The sequence below is a fragment of the Micropruina sp. genome, from assembly GCF_047606365.1.
Taxonomy (GTDB): domain Bacteria; phylum Actinomycetota; class Actinomycetes; order Propionibacteriales; family Propionibacteriaceae; genus Micropruina.
Genome location: NZ_JASGEN010000036.1, coordinates 1 through 19,779, shown reverse-complemented (window position 1 = coordinate 19,779; position 19,779 = coordinate 1). Strand labels below are relative to the sequence as shown.

Below are 19,779 nucleotides of genomic sequence, written 5' to 3'. Positions count from 1 at the left end.
GGGGTGAGCACCCGTGAACCCAGCGAGGTGGATGCCCTCGCCGACGCCTACACCCTGGCCGCCGCCGACCTCGATCCGATCTTCGCCACCGAGATCGGTTTGTCCGGCTACGACCACCGGATGAGTGAGACCGACCCCGACTTCCATGACGCGCGCGACGCCCTGATCCGCGACACGCTGACCAAGCTGGACGCCGTGACGCCCCGCGACGCCGTCGACCGGGTGACGGTCGCGGCGATGAAGGAGCGGCTCGGGTTGACCCATGAGCTGCACGAGGCCGGCGAGCATTTTCGCGACCTGAACAACATCGCCTCCCCACTGCAGGGTTTGCGCGACGTGTTCGACCTGATGCCGACCGAGACCGAGGAGCATTGGTCGAACATCGCCTCCCGGCTCAGCGGCGTGCCCCGCGCCGTCGACGGCTACCTGGCCTGCCTGCGCGAGGGCGTCCGGCGTGGTTCGGTGGCGCCGGCCCTGCAGGTCCGTGAGGGAATCAAGCAGGCCGGTGAACTCGCCGACACGGCGAACTCGTTCTTCACCGGCTTCCATCGCGAAGCCGGTCAATCGGCGGCGTTGACCGCCGAACTGGAGCGGGCCGGCGCAGCGGCTGCCGAAGCCTACGGAACGCTGGAGCAGTTCCTGCGCGAGCTCGAGCCGGACGCCCCGGCCGCCGACGCCGCCGGACGGGACCGCTACCGGCTGTGGTCGCGGGTCTTCCTCGGCGCCGAGGTCGACCTGGACGAAACCTACGAGTGGGGCCTGGACGAGTTGGACCGGGTCGCCGCCGAACAGGACGCCGTGATCGAGGCGATCGCCGGCACGGGTGCCGGCATCGACGACGCCGTCCGGGAACTGGACGCCGACCCCGAGCGGAAACTGGTCGGCACCGCCGCGTTGCGCGAGTGGATGCAGTCCACCGCCGACGAGGCGATCCGGCAGCTGAACGGCGTGCATTTCGACATTCCCGACCAGGTGCAGCGCATCGAGTGCATGATCGCGCCGACCCAGAACGGCGGCATCTACTACACCCCGCCGTCGGACGACTTCTCCCGGCCGGGCCGGATGTGGTGGTCGGTGCCGCCGGGCGTCGAGGAGTTCAACACCTGGCGCGAGAAGACCACCGTCTACCACGAGGGCGTGCCCGGGCATCATCTGCAGCTGGGCCAGGCGGTCCACAACCGCGCCGAACTCAACCTGTGGCGCCGGCTGGTCTGCTGGGTGTCGGGCCACGGCGAGGGCTGGGCGCTGTACGCCGAACGGCTGATGGAGGAGTTCGGCTACATGGACGACCTCGGCGACAAGCTGGGCCTGCTCGACGGCCAGCGGATGCGGGCCACCCGAGTGGTGCTCGACATCGGCGTCCATCTCGGCAAGCCGGCGCCGCAACGCTGGGGCGGCGGCACCTGGGACGCCGAGAAGGCCTGGGAGTTGCTGCGCGCCAACGTCAACATGGACGCCCAATTCCTCCGGTTCGAACTGAACCGTTACCTGGGCTGGCCGGGGCAGGCGCCGTCGTACAAGATCGGGCAGCGGCTCTGGGAGCAGTTGCGTGCCGAGGCGGCCGCGCAGGCCGGGGACGCATTCTCGCTCAAGGACTTCCACAGCCGGGCACTGAACCTCGGTTCGCTGCCGCTCAGCGTGCTGCGCGACGCCGTGCTGGACACCACGAGCTGATCGAGCCTGTCGCTGGTTGAGCTTGTCGCTGGTTGAGCTTGTCGAAACCCTGCACCGCGACCCGGCGGGGTCTCGACAAGCTCGACCAACGGAATCGTCGCCACACCGTTCTGGCGGTCTTGAGGGCCGTTGACTGAGATCCCGGGGCAAGCCCGGGATGACGAACAAGCCGCACCCGGGATGACGAACACACCGCGCACCGTCATCCCGGCGGACGCCGGGATCTCGGCGGAATCAACGCACCCGGGTCAACGGGCCAACAGCACCCAGCGGTCGCCGTTCTTGTCGCTGACCAGGATTCCGGTGCCGTTCGCGTAGCGGATGGACGGCAGCACAGCATCGGCGATCAGGACGTGGCCGGTGCGGGCGTCCAGGACGTCGCCGCGTCCGTCGCGGCGCCAGAGGTAGACCCAGTCGTTGACGATCGCGATCGATTGGGCCGGCACCGACGACGCCCACAGTTGGGTGCCGTTGGCGAGTGCGTAGCCGGCGATCCCGGCGTTCAGGCAGATCAGCACGCCGGAGGTGGCGGCGCAGGGTGGCTCCGCCTCGCCCAGATCGTCGATCCGGGCGATCTCCAGGCCGAGGGCGGGGTCCAACCAGACCGCCGATGAGGCCATCCCCGCGACGATCACCTCGGAGGTCTGCGCCAGCAGCGGGCCGAGCGGCGCAGCGGCCTGCCAGCGTTGCTTGCCGTCGCCGCGGGCCCGTCCTCCGCGGCGGGTGACGACCGTGCCGGCGCTGGCCGCGACCGCCTGCTCATCGACCCGCCACATCAGTCGTCCGTCAGACATCCGGACCACCCCGGTCTGCCGTCCCGACTCGGGGTCGTCGGCCAGCACGAGGGTGTCGGCATCGGCGGCAAGCACCGTGGGCGGTAGATCCACCGACCACTTCCGGCCCGGGTCGGCCATCAGGCGCTCGGCGACGACGGTGCCGGTGGCTGCGTCCAGCAGCAACAGGTTGATTCGCGCACCGGCGTCGGTATCGACGGTGCGCACCGCGATCACCGTCGACTGGTTGGTGCTGAGTCCGAGCTGGGGTCGGGCGTCCCAGGCCTTGCCCATGGTGAACGCGGCTTGCCACAGCGTGCGTCCGCTGGCCAGGTCGAGGGCGACGACGGTGCCGTCCTCGGGGGTGGTGAAGGCGCGTCCGGCGGAGATCACCCAGTGTCCGGCCGAGCCGAGCTGGACGGGTGTGCCGCCGGTCAGGTCGTCAGCAACCGGTGGACGCGCCACGGCGGACGCCGTGGTCGAGGGCGTCGTGGACGGGGTGACGGCGACACCTGCGGCGCACCCGGCGAGCAGTAGCGCGAGGGCCACGACTCCCGCGCGAGCGGACCTGCCTGTCGGCATGGCATCACGGTAGTCCGCGGAACCTTCCGACACTGGCGAATGACGAGATCCCGGGTCGAGCCCGGGATGACGATCTCAGCCCCAAACGGATGACGGCCCCACCCGGCATGACGACCTCCACCCGGATGACGACCCACCCGTCATCCCGGCGAACGCCGGGATCCCGAGGCGCCACCGCCGCTGGTTGAGCTTGTCGAAACCACTCGGCCAGCAGGGTCTCGACAAGCTCGACCAACGACAAGCTCGACCAACGACGAGCGCGAAGCGGCGGTCAGCGGTTGAGCCAGTCCTCGAACGCCTTGGTGTTGTACGGACGCCCGAGGAAGTCGGCGACCAGTTCGCCGGCGTCCTTGCTGCCTCCGGGCGCCAGGACGGCGTCCCGATAGTGGGCGGCCACCTCGGGTTCGAGGAGGTTGTCCGGGTCGAAGGCGCTGAACAGGTCCTTCGCGATCACCAGGCTCCACATGTAGGTGTAGTAGCCCGAGGTGTACCCGGCGAGGTGCCCGAACCCGGTGTAGAAGTGCGTATCGGGCAGCGGCTTCACCAGGCTGTACTCGGCGTAGAGCTCGAGCATGCGGGCGGTCGGATCGGTGGGCCGCTCGAGATGGAACCGGTAGGCCAGCGCCGCGTAGAACATCTGGGTGCGGGCCAGGAACCCCTTGCCGAACTCCTCGGCGGCCTTCATCTGCGCCACCAGTTCGGCCGGGATCGGGGTGCCGTCGGCATCGGTGGCGAACAGCTGCAGGACGCCGGCGTCCCAGGCCCACTCCTCCAGCAGTTGGCTCGGCGCCTCGACGAAGTCCCATTCGGTCGCGACGCCGGAGAACCGCACCCAGCTCTGACCGCCGCCGAGCAGATGGTGGATCAGGTGGCCGAACTCGTGGAACAGGGTGACCACGTCGCGGTGCTCCATCAGGCCACGCGGGAAGTTGCAGACCAGCACGCCCTCGGGCAGTTGCCGGTCGCGGACGCCGGCCACCAGGTCGAACTGGGCGGCGTGGTTGTACTTGCGTTCGCGCGGGTGCAGGTCGAGGTAGATCCGGCCGATCTGACGGCCGTCGTCGAAGCTGACGTCGTAGCTGGTCACATCGGGATGCCAGGGCCGGGCCTGGTCGGCCGGCACCGGGGTGAAGCGCAGCCCGAACAGCTGGCCGGTGATCTGCAGCAGGCCGTCGTGGACCTTGCCGAAGTCGAAGTAGCGGCGCACCTGGTGGGCGTCGACCCCGTACTGCTCGCGCTTGACGAACTCATGGAAGTACCGCCAGTTCGAGGCATCGATCTCGGTCTCGCCGTCGAGTGCGGCACGGGCGGCGAGGATGCCGATCTCTCGCTCGCCGGCCGGCCCGGCCGCCGCGCTGACCGTGTCGATGAACGCCGCGATCGCGTCACCGGAGCCGATCATCTTCACTTCGGCGTCGTAGTCGGGCCAGTTGGCGTAGCCGAGCAGGGTGGCCAGTTCGTGTCGGGCCTGCAGCAGCTCGGCCAGCACGGGATCGTTGATCGGCGAGGCGATGCTGAAGAAGGTGCTGGCGACAACCCTTCGGGCGGCCGCGTCGGTGGAGAAGGTGAGGAATGGCAGCACGTCGGGGTAGTCGGTGGAGATGCCGACCAAGCCGTCGGAATCGACCGGATGCGTCTCGACATAGTCGGCCGGCAGACCGGCGAGCGCCGACCCGGGTACGCGCGCCTCGAGGCGTCCGTCGCGGATGTTGCGCGAGAAGGCCAGGCTGAGTTCGGTGGTCTTCGCCTCCAGCTCTCGGACGCGGTCGCGAACCCCGGCGTCACGGTCGACGCCCGAGCGGTGGAAGTCGCGCAGCGATTTGGCGAGCATGCGGCGTCCGTCATCGTCGAGGTTGGCCGGGGCGACGGAGCTGAGCGCGCGATACACGTCGGGGTCGAGATGGAGGTCGGTGGAGTAGCCCTGCACCTCCACCTCGATCTCTTCGGCACGCTCCATCACGGCGGCTTCGGGGTGCACCGAGGAGAGCAGCCCGGCGACCGATCCGGCGTTACGCAGGGCGATCGCGGCGTCGTTCCACAGCTGCACGATCAGCAGGCTGCCCGGCTCGGCGCGGACCAGTTCGGCGATGCTCTCGCGGGCGGCCTGCAGTTGGCCGGCGCCCCGTTCGTTGAGCCAGGTGAGCCAGTCGTCGGCGGGGAATTCCAGCGGTGTCAGGGCCATGCCGGGCACACTACGGGCTCGGTCTGACACTGCAAAGAACTCTCACCCCCGAGGGGTGCGGGGCCGTCGCGGAGCGGTCGGCAAATGGGTGCGCGGCGCCAACCGCGGGCCGTGCCGCTCCCGCCAGCGCCGGGTGCCGAGCAGTGCCTGCACCCGATGCCGGTGCGGTCGGTACGGCTCGAGCAACTCCTCCAGAGCGGCGTCGTCCAGGTCGTGCCCGACCAGCGCGTGACCGATCTCGTTGGGGATGTGGTAGTCGCCGAAGCTGACCGCGTCGGCATCGCCGTGGGCCCGGAAACGAATCTCGGCGGAAGTCCAGATGCCGATGCCGGGGATCGACCGCAGCCGCCGATCGGCCTCGTCGGAGGGCAGGCCGAGGGTGCGTTCCAGCGCGTCGGCGCGTTGAGCGCAGTGCAGCAGGGTGCGGGAGCGGGCCGGGTCGATGTGCAGCTTGAGCCACTCCCAGGACGGAATCCGGCGGACGGTCTCGGGTCCCGGCGGCACCCACAACCGCAGCGCCGCGCCCGGCCCCGGCGCGCGCTCGCCGAAGAAGTTCACCAGCCGGCGGAAACCACCGAAGGCCTCCTGCCCGGTCACCTTCTGTTCGATGACGGCAGGTAACAACGCCTGCCAGACCAGCCCGCCGCGTCCGAGACGCCAATGCGGATGCTCGTGAAGGACCTGGGCAAGTTCCGGGTGCCGCGGGCTGAAACCCGCCGGGTCGTCGTCCGCGCCGAGCATGGACGGCAGCCGATCCAGCACCCAGTCGGCACCCTCACCCCAAGCCTGCGCCTCGATCACGCCGACGTGATCCAGCGGTCGGACGGCCAGCGTGGCCGCCCCGATCGGCGTGCGGATGCCACGCCAATGCCGTCCGGCCTCGATCCGGTAGGTGGGGTCGCCGGAACCCCGACGCCAGTGCGCCCAGATCTCTCCCACCGGACACGGCCAGGCCGGACGCCACTCTCGCGTCCGCGCCGCGGCGTCCGTGGTGATCGTCATGGGCCTCCTTGCTCGGAGGCGAGCGTAACCCGGCGACCTGACAGTTTCTTACCGCGCCGGTCACCCCGCTGATCGAGCTTGCCCCGCATCCACCGGTGATCGAGCTTGTCGAGATCCATCTGGGGGTCTCGACGGGCTCGCACATCCGGGGACGGTTCTTTGACGTTCGAAAATCGCAGGTGCAAGAACCGTCCCCGGATGTGCGAAATGGGTCTCGACGGTCTCGACCGACGGGGGGCTGAGATCCGGCGTGCACCGGGACGATGACGAGGGCTCGGCGAAACCGTCAGTGGGCGGCTGCACAATGGTCGGCATGCTGTTGGCCGAACTCGTCACGACCTCCGCGCAGGTCGCCGGCACCCGCTCGCGACTGGCCAAGGTCGCCGCCTTGGCCGAGACACTGCGTCATGCCGAGCCGGACGAGATCGAGATCGTCACCAGCTATCTCTCCGGTTCGCTCCGCCAGCGCCGCACGGGGGTGGGTTGGCGCTCGGCGCGCGCGACCGTCCCGGCAGCGACCGAAGCGTCCCTGACTGTGACCGAAGTGGACGCGATCTTCGCCGAGTTGGCCGAACTGTCCGGACCCGGTTCGCAGCTGGCCCGGAAGGCTCGGCTCGACGAGTTGATGGGCCGGGCGACCTCCGATGAGCAGCGCTGGCTGGCCGGGTTGATCACCGGCGAGACCCGGCAGGGTGCCCTCGATGGCGTGATGGTCGACGCACTGGTGAAGGCGTCCGAGCTGCCCGCAACCGCGGTGCGACGTGCAGTGATGCTGGCCGGCGCCACACCACCTGTCGCGGTCGCCGCACTCACCGGCGGTGCGGACGCCGTCGCCGCCATCGGGCTGAGCGTCGGCCGTCCGGTGCGGCCGATGCTGGCGGCCAGCGCCAAGTCGGTGGCCGAGGCGATGACGAGCCTGGGCGGTGAGGTGGCCGTCGAGGCCAAGCTGGACGGCATCCGCATCCAGGTGCATCGCGACGGCGACGACATCCGGGTCTTCACCCGCAGCCTGGACGACGTCACCGACCGGCTGCCCGACGTGGTCGAGGCGGTGGCCGCGCTGCCCGCCCATCGGCTGATTCTGGACGGCGAGGCGCTCGCTCTGGACGTCGAGGGCCGGCCCCGTCCGTTCCAGGAAACCGCGGCCCGCTCGATGAGCGACGACGCCGCAGCGCTGCGCGGCCGGACCCCGATGACTCCGTTCTTCTTCGATCTGCTCGCTGTCGATGACGAGGAACTGCTCGACCTGCCCGGACGCGAGCGGGTGGCTCGGCTGACCGAGTTGATGCCGGAACCGGCCCGGGTCGGCCGGATCGTCACCGACGACCCGGCGGTTGCCGAACAGTTCACCACCGCGGTGCTGGCCTCCGGCCACGAAGGTGTGGTGCTCAAGGCGCTCGACGCGCCCTACGAAGCCGGACGCCGCGGCTCGTCCTGGGTGAAGGTGAAGCCGGTGCACACCCTCGATCTGGTCGTACTGGCCGTCGAATGGGGGTCCGGACGCCGCCACGGCTGGCTGTCGAACATCCACCTCGGCGCCCGCGACCCGGCCACCGGCGGTTTCGTGATGCTGGGTAAGACGTTCAAGGGCATGACCGACGCCATGTTGACCTGGCAGACCGAGCGCTTCCTCGCGCTCGAGGATCACCGCGACGACTGGACGGTGTACCTGCGGCCCGAGCAGGTGGTCGAGATTGCTTTCGACGGCCTGCAGCGCTCCACCCGTTACCCGGGCGGGCTGGCGCTGCGGTTCGCCCGGGTGCTGCGCTATCGAGACGACAAATCCGCCGACGAGGCCGACACCATCGAGACGGTGCGTCGGCTCGCCGGCGGATCTGAAGGGTCGGTCAGCAGCGGTTGATGCCGTCGAATCGCCCGGCCACTCCGGTGGAGTGCTTATAGGTCTTGCCCGGCGCCAGCGACTTGCAGGCGCTGTCCGGCGCGAAGGCCCAGATGATCTTGACCCGCTGCGTGGTCTTGCAGTCATTGCGGATCTTCACCCAGGGGAAGCCCCAGCTCCGTCCGGAATCGATGTGTTTGACACAGGACGGCGCGGTCGCCGCCTGCGCCTGTGGCGCCGTCGCCACCACACTGCCCATGGTCAGGGCCACCGCGGCGAGACCCACTCCAATCGTGCGTTTCATGTCGTCCTTCTCCTTCCCGGGGCGCGGGGGTCGCCCCCGAATGCCGGTCACGCTACCGACGCGAGGGTCAGCTCCCGGACGTGCCGTCGGAGGGGCCACGCAGGCTTACCCGGGGCGTCCGATCGCGCGATCGACCACTGGTTTCGGGATCGGTCTTCCACTTTCGGGATATTTCCCGAAAGTAGTGATGGTTCCCGCCAGCTGTGGTGGATCGCGCGATCGAGCAACCCTGTCGGCCGGCTGGCATCACGCCGTTCAGGGGTCTCGACAAGCTCGACCAACGGTCGCCGGTAGCGATTCAGTCCCGGTCGGCCGCCAATCCGACGGCGATCATCGCCGTCACCACCAGGGCAGCGGTCGGGGCCAGCACGGCCCAGGGTGCGCGCTCCAGGTACCCGATGCCCTCACTGACGACCAGACCCCACTCCGGCGTCGGCTGCCGCGGACCGAGTCCGAGGAAGCCCAGGGACGCCAACGCCAGCGCGATACCGGGCAGCCGCAGCATGGCGTGCCGGAACACCGGCCCGGAGACCGCGGGTAGCAGGTATTGCCACAGCATTCGGGCGCGACTGACGCCGAGCACCGGCAGCAGCGCCACATACGGTTTGGCCCGCTCCTCCTGCAGCAGCGCCGAGGTGTGCGCGGCCAGCGGCGCCCAGCTCACCGCGGCGACCGCGATCGCCGCGCCGAACACCGACGGCCCCCAGACGGCGGCCACCAGCAGGCCGGCGATCACCGGTGGGGCGGCGTTGGTCACCTCGATCGGCCCGATGGACAGTCGCGGCACCATGCCGATCGCCAGGCCCAGCGCCAGGCAGAGCAGGGTGACCGCGACCGCCGTCCCGACCGTGGTGAGTGCGCCGTGCGCCACTCGGGCCAGCAGGTCACGTCCGCTGGCGTCCGCACCGAACGGCAGCCAGGGCGACAGCGACGGCTGCTGCAGCCGGTGGTAGTCGGACGTGTACGGGTCGCGCGGCAGCCCGAGCACCACCACCAGCAGCACCAGTGAACCGCCGACGATCGGCACCCACCGGACGGCCCGCGACGTCGCGGTCGGGGCCGCGGCCACGCCCATCGCCCCGGCCCGCAGTGAACCGCCGAGCAGCAGCCGCCGGATGATCTCGACCGCGATGCCGGCCGCCACCGCGACCAGCACCAGGGCCAGCACACCGGCCTGCAGGGCGGGCAGGTCCTGCGAGCTGGCCGCGCCCAGGGTGGCCCGGCCGAGACCGGGAATGGCGAAGACCTCTTCGACGGCGACCGCTCCCCCGGTCAGCCCGACCAGCACCAGTCCGACCTGGCCGAGCACGGACGGCAGCGCCCGCCGGACGATGCCGCCGGCCACCCGTGCCTTGCTCAGTCCGGCCAGTGTCCAGGTGGTGACCCAGCGTTCCGCGGAGGCGTCAGCGATGGCGTCCGAGACGAGTCGTCCGACCAGGCCGCCGGCCGGCATGCCCAGCGCAAGCGCAGGCAGCACGGCATAGAGCGGCCCGTTCCACCCGTACGGCGGGAACCAGCCCAGCCAGACCGCGCCGATCAGCAGCATCAGCGCGGCCAGTACGAACTCGGGCAGTGCGGTCAGCATGGCCGCCACCGCACCGGCGTCGCGTCGCGGCACCCCACGGACGCCGGCCAGCAGCGCCGGCAGGCTGATCAGCGACGCGATCACCACCGCCACGGCGAGCGCGAACAGCATCAGGGTGAGCGACACTCCCAGCGCCGACAGCACCCCGGGCAGCACCGGTGTCCCGGTGATCCACGAGTCGCCGGCGTCGCCGCGCAGCAGTCCGCCCAGCCAGTCGGCGAAGATCAGCAGCGGTCCGCGGTCGAGCCCGAGCTCGGTGCGCACCATCGCCAGGTTCTCGGGGGTTGCCTCGAGGTCGGCGTAACGGGCGCGCAGAATCGTGTACTCGGCGCCGTTGCCGGACAGCCAGGGCAACAGACCGAGGAACACCACCAGCGCCAGGATGGCGACCACCCGGGAGAGGGTGACCACCCCCGGCCCGCTCAGCCACGGACCCAGCGCCCGGGCCGCCGGAGCGGCGACCCGGGGACGGGTGCGGGTCGTGGCCTCGGTCACGCGCCGACCGTCGACTTGGCGGTGAGCAGGGCCCGTTCGCGCGGGTCGCGCTCCACCCCGGTGACGCCGGCGGCCTCACCCTGGATCACCCGCTCGTGCAGCATCGGCACCGCTGCGTCGTTGCCGAGGATCAGCGCCTCCGCTTTGGCAATGGCCTTACGGCGCCCCTCACCGGCCGGCGCCTGGGCGGCGGCCTTCAGTGCGGCGTCCACCTCCTTGTCGCAGAACTGGGAGATGTTGAACGAGCCCTCGCAGGCGAAGTCCGAGTACATGTAGGCGACCGGGTCACCCGAGTCGAGCACGGTGGCCCGGGACAGGATGAACGCGTCGAAGTCGCCGTCGAGCGCGTCAGCTTCGATGTACTGGTATTCGCGGACGTCCTGGGTCACCTCGAAGCCGGCAGCCTCCAGCTGCTGTTCGAGTAGCACCGCAACCTCGGGCAGCTCGGCCCGGTCGGTGAAGGTGCCCAGGGTGATCTTCACCTTGTCGACCTTGGCCGGTTCGGCCCGGTGTCCGTCGCGAAGCCCCTTGTAGGCCTCGTCCCGCTCACCGGCCATCCAGGGCAGCGCCGGTCCGAGCAGACCCTCGGCGATGTCGGCCCGGCCCTCGTAGACGGTGTCGACCAGGCGTGCCCGGTCGATGGCGGCGCGGGCCGCGGCGCGCACCGCCGGGTCGGCGAACGGACCCTTCTTGGTGTTCAAGTAGAGGGTGTTGGTGCGCGGCATCGGCACCTCATGGATCAGGTTCTGATCGACGCTGGCAGCCTGCCCGACCGGGACGGCCTCAACGACCTGGGCGGTGCCGGTGCGCAACGCGGCAGCGCGAGCGGCACCGTCCGGAACGAAGTTGACGTCGATGCCCGAGGCGAGCGCCTTGTCACCCCAGTAGCCGTCGAAGCGCTGCAGGGTGGCGCCGCTGGTGCCGTTGACCGCGGTCAGCTCGAACGGTCCAGTGCCAGTGCCGACCGGCGACACCGACTTGCCGCTGTAGGCCTTGGCGGCCAGGATCACCAGCTGCGGGCTGGAGAGCCGTTGCGGCACCAACGGATCGGGTTCGGCGGTGGTGATGGTCACCGTGGTCGCGTCGTGGCTGATCTTCAGCGTGACGCCGTCCAGGATGCGCGGCTTGGGGCTGGCCTTGGTGGCCGCGATGAGCGAGGCCTCGACCCGTTCGGGGGTCAGGTCAGTGCCGTCGTGGAACTTCACCCCTTGGCGAATGGTGAACACCCAGGTCTTCGGCGAGGTCTGCTTCCATTCGGTGGCCAACCCGGGCTGCGCCTCGCCGTTGGCGTCGAGCATGATCAGGGTTTCGGCGGTCGCCCAGCGGGAGAGTTTGAAGGCGTCGTCGCTGAGTGGAGTCAGGCCGGAACGCGGCGGCTGCAGCATGGCGAGGGCGATCCGCTGGCCGGTGCCCTGGCTGGCCTGTTGCGCGGGCGCCGCGTTGAAGCAGCCACCCAGAAGGGTCAGGCAGGCCAGGCCGGCAGCGCCGGCGAGCAGTCGGTTCAGCGGGCGCCGTCCGGAGATCCGGGCAGCAGCGGGCTTGGGGTCGGTCATGACGTCCTTTCAGTGGGTGGCAAGTGCGGACGGCTCGGTGAGACGTCCGTCGGCAAGAAGCAGGGTGCGGTCGCAGAGCCGGGCGACCGCTTCGGGATCATGGGAGACGAACAGGACGCCGAGACCCCTGGTCACCCCGGACGCGGTTTCCGTCGTCCCAGGTGTCTGCTCCGTCATCCCGGGTTCGACCCGGGACCTCTGCGTAGCGGTTTCCGCCGTCCCGGAGGCGCTTTCAGTCATCCCGGGCTTGCCCCGGGATCCCAGCGCGTCCCCGTCGAGGCTGAGCTCGTGCAGCAGGTCGAGCACCTGGTCGCGCAGTTCGTGATCGAGTCCGCTGACCGGCTCGTCGGCGAGCACCACGGCGGGACGCAGCGCCAAGGCACGGGCGACGGCCACGCGTTGTGCCTGGCCACCGGAGAGTTCATGCGGACGGCGCCGCCAGAAGCGTTCGTCGAGGCCGACCCGCTCCAGTGCCCACCGGGCGATCTCGAGACGCGGTTCGGGTGCCTGCAGCCGGATCAGCGGCACCAGCACATTGCGTTCGGCGGTGAGCCGCGGAATCAGTGACGCGGCCGGATCCTGTGGGATCAGTTGGACGTGCCGCCGGTAGTCGCGCAGGGAACGCAACGACCCGGGCCGGATCGCGGTGCCGTTGAACCGGACGGCACCCGCGTCCGGAGCGGCCAGGCCGAGCAGAATCCGCAACAACGTGGACTTGCCGCAGCCGGAACGACCGACCAGACCCACCCGCTCCCCGCTGCGGACCCGCAGGCTGATCCCGTCCAGCACCCGATGCCCGGACGGCGACCCCGGCCTGGGCGGAAAGGTGAAGTGCAGATCATCCGCGACCAGTTCGTTCATCCCTGAACGCCCGTGGCCTCGTCGATCAGCTCACCCTGCGCCATCCGGATCGAACGATCGGTGCGCGTCGCGGCAACCCGGCGGTCGTGGGTGATCAGCATCAGCGCGGTGCCGTGCCGCTGCCGGACCCGCTCAATGGCGTCCAGCACCTGCTCCTGGGTGTCCACATCGAGGGCCGTGGTGGGTTCGTCGGCGACCAGCAGCTTGGGCCGGCAGGCCAGCGCGATCGCGAGGCAGACCCGCTGGCGCTGGCCGCCGGAGAGTTCGGCCGGGTAGCGCCACAGCAGCTTGTCCGGGTCCTCGAACCCGACGTCCTCCAGCAGCGACGTGGCTACCGAGGTGGCGACGGCAGCGCGGGTGCCGTGGGCACGCAGCACCAGATCGAGTTGGTCGCCCACCCGAAGCAGCGGATTCAGCGCGGTGCTCGGATCCTGATGGACGGCGGCGACCCCGGTCCGCGAGCGCGGCAGCCGTCCGGGCCGCACGTCGCACCCGCAGACGCTGATCGCACCGGACGCGTTCAGCGTCACTGGCAGAGTGCCCAGCACTGCGGCCGCGGTCAGCGATTTTCCCGACCCGGACGCGCCGACCAGCGCCACCCGTTCGGCCTCTTCGAGCGTGAACGAGATGTCACTGACCAGCCGAGCACCGGCAGCGGTGTGCACGCTCAGGCGCCGGACGTGGACGGCATGCCCCATGGTTTCCTCCTCTGTCGCGGAGGATCCTAATGACAATCATTCTTGTTCTCAACATGAGTCCATCCATCGTCGCCCGAGCCTGCAGGGCCCCCGCCGCCACTGGCCGAGACCCACCTGGCACGCGGGGACGGTTCTTTTCGTACCACTTGAAGGGACGGTTCTGGCGTGAGAGGGCGGAACGGAGGGACGGTTCTTTTCGTACCGCTGAGGGACGACGGGGACGGCAGCTCTTCCGGTCCACGGCATGGCCGCGGGACCGCTTCGTACGCCGGGGACGGGCTCTTTCGGTCCCGTGGCGGGATGGTTCTGGCACGAAAAGAACCGTCCCTCCGTACCGCGTCACCTCCGCCCACCGGCGGGCGATTCCGGTACGAGAAGAACCGTCCCTTCGTACCGCGTCCGGACATGGCGAAGGGCCCGGCGTCCTCTCGAACGCCGGGCCCTTCTCACACTCACTTCCGGGGCTGCTTGACCTTCGCCGCGCCACCCACGCTGAGCACCTTGACGCTGCCGTCGGCGCGCACCTGGACGGTCGCCGACATGGCCGCGGCCAGGTTGAGCCGCTGCCACGAGCCGGGGGCGGTGCCGATTCGGCTGCTGATCGTGGTGTCCAGCGGATGGCCCGACTTGATCTCGGTCTGGGCCAACACCTGCCGGCGCTGCTTATTGGTCAGCGTCGGGAAGGTGGTCCGCAGCAGTGCCTCGGCACCCTTCGGCACGGACGCCGAGAGCCGGGTCGACGTCACCGGCGCGAAGCCGTACGAGAGCCGCTCGGTGTACACGTTCAGCGCCGACTTGCGATCGGTCACCTTCTGCGCAGTGCCGCCGGGGATCTTGGCGCCGCCGTAGGGATTGTTCACGTACGAGGTGTCCTTGGCGATGCAGGCGGCGAGGCTCGCGCCGCACTTGGACTCCAGGTAGCTCACCAGCTCCTTGCGGGCCGGGTTCAGCACCTCTTTGCGGAACCGCGCGTCCGACCAGCGGGAGGCCAGCGCCACCTCGCCGGAGATCCGGCCACCGACGATATCGAGCGCATAGTGGACGCCGAGCACGATCCGGTTGTTGCCGGCCTCGGACGCCCGGGCCAGGATCTGCGGCGCCAACTCGGGCAGCAGCGTCGCCAGGGTGATGCCGGCCTGGTAGGCGGTCGCGGTGTGCCCGCTCGGGTACGAACCGCCGGTGCACAGCGCCGCTTCGCCGTAGATCGGGTCGAGGGTGACGCTGGTGCTGGCGAACTTGTGGGTGGTGTCAACGGTCGCAGGCACCCGGGTGATCTTCAGGTTGCCCTTGGCGTCGGCCCACTTCTTGCCCTTGCGGATCGGCGCCACCGAGGAGCTGTTCACCTTGCTGGGCGCGCAGGCGTCCGTGTCGCCCTCGACCTTCGGCGCGCTCGGATCAGCGTTCAGGAACGGACGCGGGTAGCTGAAGGCGGCCTTGGCGTTCGAAGTGCTCACGTAGGCACCGGTGGTGCCGTTCGAACTGTTGATCAGCGCGGCAACCTTGGGCAGGTCGCCGTTGATCCGGCCCTGCGCGTACAGCGTGCCGAGCTGGCCTCCGAGGCCGTCGGCGATCGAGATGGACTGGTCGTAGCCGCTGCCGTCCGAGTTCAGGTAGGCGGCGTTCTGCAGCGCGCGGAACTGCTGGGACTTGGTGGCGTGCTGGTTGATCCAGCTGGTCACCCGATCGTTCCACTGCAGTGTCGGACCGTCCTTGACGGTGCCGTGCAGGTCGTTCAGTCCGGAGGTCTGCCACAGCGAGCTGTAGCCGCTGAGCGCCGGGACCAGGTCGGGCCGGGCGTCGCTGACGTACGGGTCGGCAGCCTGGGCGGGCGTGACGCCGATCGGGGCGAGCAGTGCCGCCGACGCGCCAACGACGGCGGTCGCCGCGAGGAACCGCCGCAGTCGCGGGTTCCGGCGGGAGGTATTGAGGGCCATGGGGCGCCTTCCATTTCGAGGACGGCGGGCGTGTCCGCTCGCCGCTCAGCAAGCTAGGGACGTGAGGTTTCCATCGGCCGTCCCTGGACCCATCGCTTGGTGAACGGGCGTCGGCGTCGCCGTGAACGGACCTGCTGAACCACCGCCGGTCGAGCCGCCACGTCATCCCAGGGTCTCAGTCGCACACCACGCTTGACCCTCCGCCGGTCCAGCTTGCCGAACCCAACTCACCGCTGGTCGAGCTTGTCGAGACCCTTCCCCGCCAGCCTCCTGCCCAGACTCAGGCGCCGTCCGCACTCCTGTGCAGCGCGCGGCGAAGGAACTCCTCCACACCGTCGACCACGCCGGCACAACGCAGCGAGTCGAACCGGTCCAACGTGTGATGCGCACCGGGCAGTTCGGCATACACGACTGGCGATGCGGACACCGTCCGCAACTGGGTAACCAGCTCTCGCGCGGACGCCGCAGCCACCATCGGATCCCGATCGCCATGCACGATCATGATTGCCGGAATGTCGGCACGTCGTCCCCTGTCAGGGCGGGAAAGGTAGTCGAGCGGATCGGACGGCGGCCCCGACGTCGGCGCAGGACCGTAGTAGCCGTACAGGCTGATAACTGCCGCAACACTGGTCTCGGCATCCTCGAAGCCCGGCTGGAAGCGTGGATCGCCCCCGGTCAGCGCGCAGATCATCGCCCCGTGCGCTCCTGCCGACCCTCCGACCAGCGCGACGGTGCCCGGATCGGCGCCGTACTCGTCCGCATACCCACTCAGCGACGACCTAAACCACCCTCGCCGATCAAGCTTTGTCGCCACCCCTGGTCGCCACCGTTGGTCGAGCTTGTCGAGACCTCGCACGGCACGCACCACACCGTCATCCCGGCGGAAGCCGGGATCTCCCGACCCCAACCGCCACCGTCGGACCTTGCCGAACCCTTCGCTGGTTGAGCTTGTCGAAACCCCCTCGGCGCGGCAATCAGCTCCCGTACCGACTCGGATCCGGCCGCGGCATCCCAACGGGCTCGACCACCTCGTCCGGCTCATCAGGCAGGAACTCGATGCCCCGCGTGTCGTCATCCAACACGCCACCCGCGATCTTCAACTGCCCGCTACGTGTCAAGCTCAGCAGCGAATCAGCCTTGCGAAGCCGAGCCCGCAACGCCCGGACGTGACCCGTGACAGCGTCGGCGGTCACACCTTTGACCGGCAGCGCACCACTGCCCGCGGCGGCCGAGCCAACCCACTCTTGCAGCGCTCCCGGCAACCGCAACTCACCCACCTCGCGAGCATCCTTGGCGGCACTTACGACGCCGCAATCCCGGTGGCCGAGCACGAGCACGACCCCGACGTTCTGCACCAACGCCGCGTACTCGATGGCCGCCATGGTGTCCTGACCAAGGCTCGGCCCGGCCGTCCGAACGCACTCGATAGCCCCCGGACGCTCCGCGAACAGTTCCTCGCCCGCAGCCCCTGGCTCCAGGCAGCCCACGACAAGCGCAAACGGGAACCCGGCAGGGGTCACATCACCGGACGCCTGACTCTCGCCTGCAGACTCGCGCCGATGGCGTCCGTTACCTGCGATCAAGCGCCGCAACGCCTGCGCGGACGGCATCCGGTGGGTAGGTAGCCCCGCGGGTCGCATCCAGTCGGGAACGCTCGGGGGAAGGGCCATGCCCCCGGACACTAGTAGCGGTGAAACCGCTTGTCGAGAGTTGATTTCCGGGCTGAGGTCGAAAGCGCGTCACCAACCAAACCTGGAACCCAGTGGGCCGCAATCGCGATGACCTCAAGATGAGTCCACAGCTATCGATGTCAACCCCCACCGCGGGCGCGGATGGCCACCGACACAGCTCAGCCGAGCGCATTCTCCGCCCCCTGAATCCACGACACACCCTCACAGTGGACGAGACGACTCCTCCCACCCGGGCACTAACACCATCCTTCAGGTCTGGCCTTGCTGTTCGCCGCTTTCCGATTCACGACGGAACTGCAAGCTTCACATCAGAACCCATGCGGCCCCCATCGCCATCTTTCAGTTGGATCGGGGGCACCGTTCACCAGCATCGCGACAGCCAAGAGGCGCCGATCAAATGCAGCCTTCTCGCCAGTTGAGCTCGCCAAAACCCCTTGCCAGAGCGTTCCCGACCAGCCTGCCGACGACGGATCAACGCTTTTCTAACAGACCCCTACACCGGCTGACCCCTTGCCAGCGTCCCACGATCTCGGCGAGCAGGACTCAGCCATTAGAAGCCCACCCGCACGGCCGGGGCGCCACCCCTAGGGGCCAGCCTTCCCAAGGCCCAGACCGCTGCTCAGCCATGGCGCCGCCAGAGACCCGAGACCGCCCTCAATGAGACTCGCCGCATCTGGCGGGTGCGACCGAGATCGGAATGGCCAAGACCCGACACTGGGCCAAACTGCAATGATGCCCGCCATTCTGGCGGGTGCGACTGCGGGTCGTCGCCGGCGCCACCGCGACCCCGATCGCGCTTCAATGATGCCCATCATGCCCGACGGGTGTGACGCGCCGAGGCCGATCAGCTTCTTCGTTTCGCCGCCACTTCAATGATGCCCGTCATTCCTGACAGGTGTGACCCCGCAATACGGCGGATCGGATGTTGGCCCGCAGTGGGCTTCAATGATGCCCGTCGTTCCTGACGGGTGTGACCCTCTTAACTGCCCCCTCACCCGGCCGGTGTTGGGGTGCTTCAATGATGCCCGTCATTCCTGACGGGTATGACCTCGGCACGCACGGCGCCGTGGGTAGGGGGATGTCCCGCTTCAATGATGCCCGTCATTCCTCACGGGTGTGACGGTGCCGGTACGCCCATCGACAGGGAGCGGTGGAACAGGCTTCAATGATGCCCGTCATTCCTGACGGGCGTGACCGACAGCGGACATGGTTCCTCCTGTGGGTTGGTCAGCTTCAATGATGCCCGTCATTCCTGACGGGTGTGACGGTCGGGCGGCACCGCACGCCACACGGCGCCGTTGGCGCTTCAATGATGCCCATCATTCCTGACGGGTGTGACGTCGCCAGCTGGGCCGAGCAGGCCGAAGCGGACGTGATGCTTCAATGATGCTCGCCAATGAACTCACTGACGCGAAGCTGGACCAGCTTCAATGATGCCCGTCATTCCTGACGGGTGTGACTACCGACCCGGCAAGACCCGCACCACCTGGCTCGCGCTTCAATGATGCCCGTCATTCCTGACGGGTGTGACCAAGCGCGGTGACACCGGTCCGGACGTCGCCGAGCTGTCGCTTCAATGATGCCCGTCATTCCTGACGGGTGTGACCACCGCGGCGCAACACGGTGACCCGCAGCACCAGGCCGCTTCAATGATGCCCGTCATTCCTGACGGGTGTGACAGAGGACCGGTGAAGAACCCGACCTGAGCGTCAGTGATGCTTCAATGATGCCCGTCATTCCTGACGGGTGTGACCGATCTCCATCGGCTCGAGCGTGTGCTTCGCCTTGCCGCTTCAATGATGCCCGTCATTCCTGACGGGTGTGACCCGCCCCACCGAGACGCAGACCTGCACGGTCGAGTCGCTTCAATGATGCCCGTCATTCCTGACGGGTGTGACCCAGCGAGGACTTCCGTAAGGCGGTCGATACCGGCTTCGCTTCAATAATGCCCGTCATTCCTGACGGGTGTGACGCCGCTGATGTTCGTACCGGGCGGGGCCGCGCAACTTGCTTCAATGATGCCCGTCATTCCTGACGGGTGTGACCCGCGCCTGCGGCGACTGTCGTCGCGACCGAAGATGAGCTTCAATGATGCCCGTCATTCCTGACGGGTGTGACGTGTGCCTGGACGGAACCGAGACCGCTGGAGTATTAGTGCTTCAATGATGCCCGTCATTCCTGACGGGTGTGACGCGTCGCAATGCAGGCTGCGCAGCTGCACCAGATGCGGCTTCAATGATGCCCGTCATTCCTGACGGGTGTGACGGGTCATGATGCTTGGTCCTCCTGTAGGACGTAGGGCGCTTCAATGATGCCCGTCATTCCTGACGGGTGTGACACGGCCGCCACACCTTGGTCTCGACACCGAGAGTTCCGGCTTCAATCATGCCCGTCATTCCTGACGGGTGTGACGTGGGTGACCTCACCGTCGAGCTGACCGAACTGCTCGTTGCTTCAATGATGCCCGTCATTCCTGACGGGTGTGACGTTCCCGTCCGACTACAAGGTGACCGGGAACCTCGGCGCTTCAATGATGCCCGTCATTCCTGACGGGTGTGACGTTCCCGTCCGACTACAAGGTGACCGGGAACCTCGGCGCTTCAAT

Annotated in this window: 13 protein-coding genes and 1 CRISPR repeat array; of the genes, 2 read left to right on the top strand and 11 right to left on the bottom strand. The window is 68.8% G+C overall.

The window, feature by feature from the left end:
* Window positions 1–3: 3 nt before the first annotated feature.
* Window positions 4–1,674, top strand: coding sequence for a DUF885 domain-containing protein (locus QM624_RS04940; RefSeq protein ID WP_415089340.1), 1,671 nt, complete (start codon window positions 4–6; stop codon window positions 1,672–1,674).
* Window positions 1,675–1,922: 248 nt separating this feature from the next.
* Here the strand turns inward: QM624_RS04940 and QM624_RS04935 are convergent, their stop codons facing one another.
* The 3 genes from QM624_RS04935 to QM624_RS04925 form a co-directional block, all read right to left on the bottom strand.
* Window positions 1,923–3,029, bottom strand: a complete 1,107-nt coding sequence (locus tag QM624_RS04935; RefSeq protein ID WP_415089338.1) for a PQQ-binding-like beta-propeller repeat protein — start codon at window positions 3,027–3,029, stop codon at window positions 1,923–1,925.
* A 271-nt stretch (window positions 3,030–3,300) separates the two neighbouring features.
* Window positions 3,301–5,211 carry a M3 family metallopeptidase gene (locus QM624_RS04930; RefSeq protein WP_415089336.1) on the bottom strand — a complete coding sequence of 637 codons (1,911 nt, stop codon included), beginning with the start codon at window positions 5,209–5,211 and terminating at the stop codon, window positions 3,301–3,303.
* Window positions 5,212–5,253: 42 nt separating this feature from the next.
* Window positions 5,254–6,213: a DNA-3-methyladenine glycosylase family protein gene (locus QM624_RS04925; RefSeq protein ID WP_415089334.1), complete on the bottom strand. Its 960-nt coding sequence runs from the start codon at window positions 6,211–6,213 to the stop codon at window positions 5,254–5,256.
* 313 nt (window positions 6,214–6,526) lie between these two features.
* Here QM624_RS04925 and QM624_RS04920 point away from each other — a divergent pair, with 313 nt between their 5' ends.
* Entirely contained in the window at window positions 6,527–8,074 is a 1,548-nt protein-coding gene (locus QM624_RS04920) for an ATP-dependent DNA ligase (protein ID WP_415089332.1), read from the top strand.
* Here QM624_RS04920 and QM624_RS04915 read toward each other — a convergent pair.
* From QM624_RS04915 to QM624_RS04880, 8 genes are all read right to left on the bottom strand, one after another.
* Complete coding sequence (locus QM624_RS04915; RefSeq protein ID WP_415089330.1) at window positions 8,061–8,357, bottom strand: hypothetical protein; 297 nt, start codon at window positions 8,355–8,357, stop codon at window positions 8,061–8,063. The two genes, QM624_RS04920 and QM624_RS04915, sit on opposite strands and share 14 nt — an antisense overlap.
* A gap of 298 nt (window positions 8,358–8,655) precedes the next feature.
* Window positions 8,656–10,437 carry an ABC transporter permease subunit gene (locus tag QM624_RS04910; RefSeq protein WP_415089327.1) on the bottom strand — a complete coding sequence of 594 codons (1,782 nt, stop codon included), beginning with the start codon at window positions 10,435–10,437 and terminating at the stop codon, window positions 8,656–8,658.
* Window positions 10,434–11,990 carry an ABC transporter substrate-binding protein gene (locus QM624_RS04905; RefSeq protein WP_415089325.1) on the bottom strand — a complete coding sequence of 519 codons (1,557 nt, stop codon included), beginning with the start codon at window positions 11,988–11,990 and terminating at the stop codon, window positions 10,434–10,436. The genes QM624_RS04910 and QM624_RS04905 overlap by 4 nt, the downstream gene beginning before the upstream one ends.
* Before the next feature lie 9 nt (window positions 11,991–11,999).
* Window positions 12,000–12,851 carry an ABC transporter ATP-binding protein gene (locus QM624_RS04900; RefSeq protein ID WP_415089323.1) on the bottom strand — a complete coding sequence of 284 codons (852 nt, stop codon included), beginning with the start codon at window positions 12,849–12,851 and terminating at the stop codon, window positions 12,000–12,002.
* The gene (locus QM624_RS04895) at window positions 12,848–13,549 is read right to left on the bottom strand and encodes a dipeptide/oligopeptide/nickel ABC transporter ATP-binding protein (protein WP_415089321.1); all 702 of its coding nucleotides are present in this window, start codon (window positions 13,547–13,549) and stop codon (window positions 12,848–12,850) included. Before QM624_RS04895 ends, QM624_RS04900 begins: the two co-directional genes overlap by 4 nt.
* Window positions 13,550–14,001: 452 nt before the next feature.
* On the bottom strand, window positions 14,002–15,483 hold the full coding sequence (locus QM624_RS04890; protein ID WP_415089319.1) for a phosphatase PAP2 family protein: 1,482 nt from the start codon (window positions 15,481–15,483) through the stop codon (window positions 14,002–14,004).
* A 280-nt stretch (window positions 15,484–15,763) separates the two neighbouring features.
* Window positions 15,764–16,297: an alpha/beta hydrolase gene (locus QM624_RS04885; protein WP_415089317.1), complete on the bottom strand. Its 534-nt coding sequence runs from the start codon at window positions 16,295–16,297 to the stop codon at window positions 15,764–15,766.
* Between the two features lie 160 nt (window positions 16,298–16,457).
* Entirely contained in the window at window positions 16,458–17,093 is a 636-nt protein-coding gene (locus tag QM624_RS04880) for a carbonic anhydrase (protein ID WP_415089315.1), read from the bottom strand.
* Between the two features lie 876 nt (window positions 17,094–17,969).
* A CRISPR array of direct repeats spans window positions 17,970–19,734; the repeat unit is 36 nt; unit sequence GCTTCAATGATGCCCGTCATTCCTGACGGGTGTGAC.
* Window positions 19,735–19,779 lie beyond the last annotated feature (45 nt).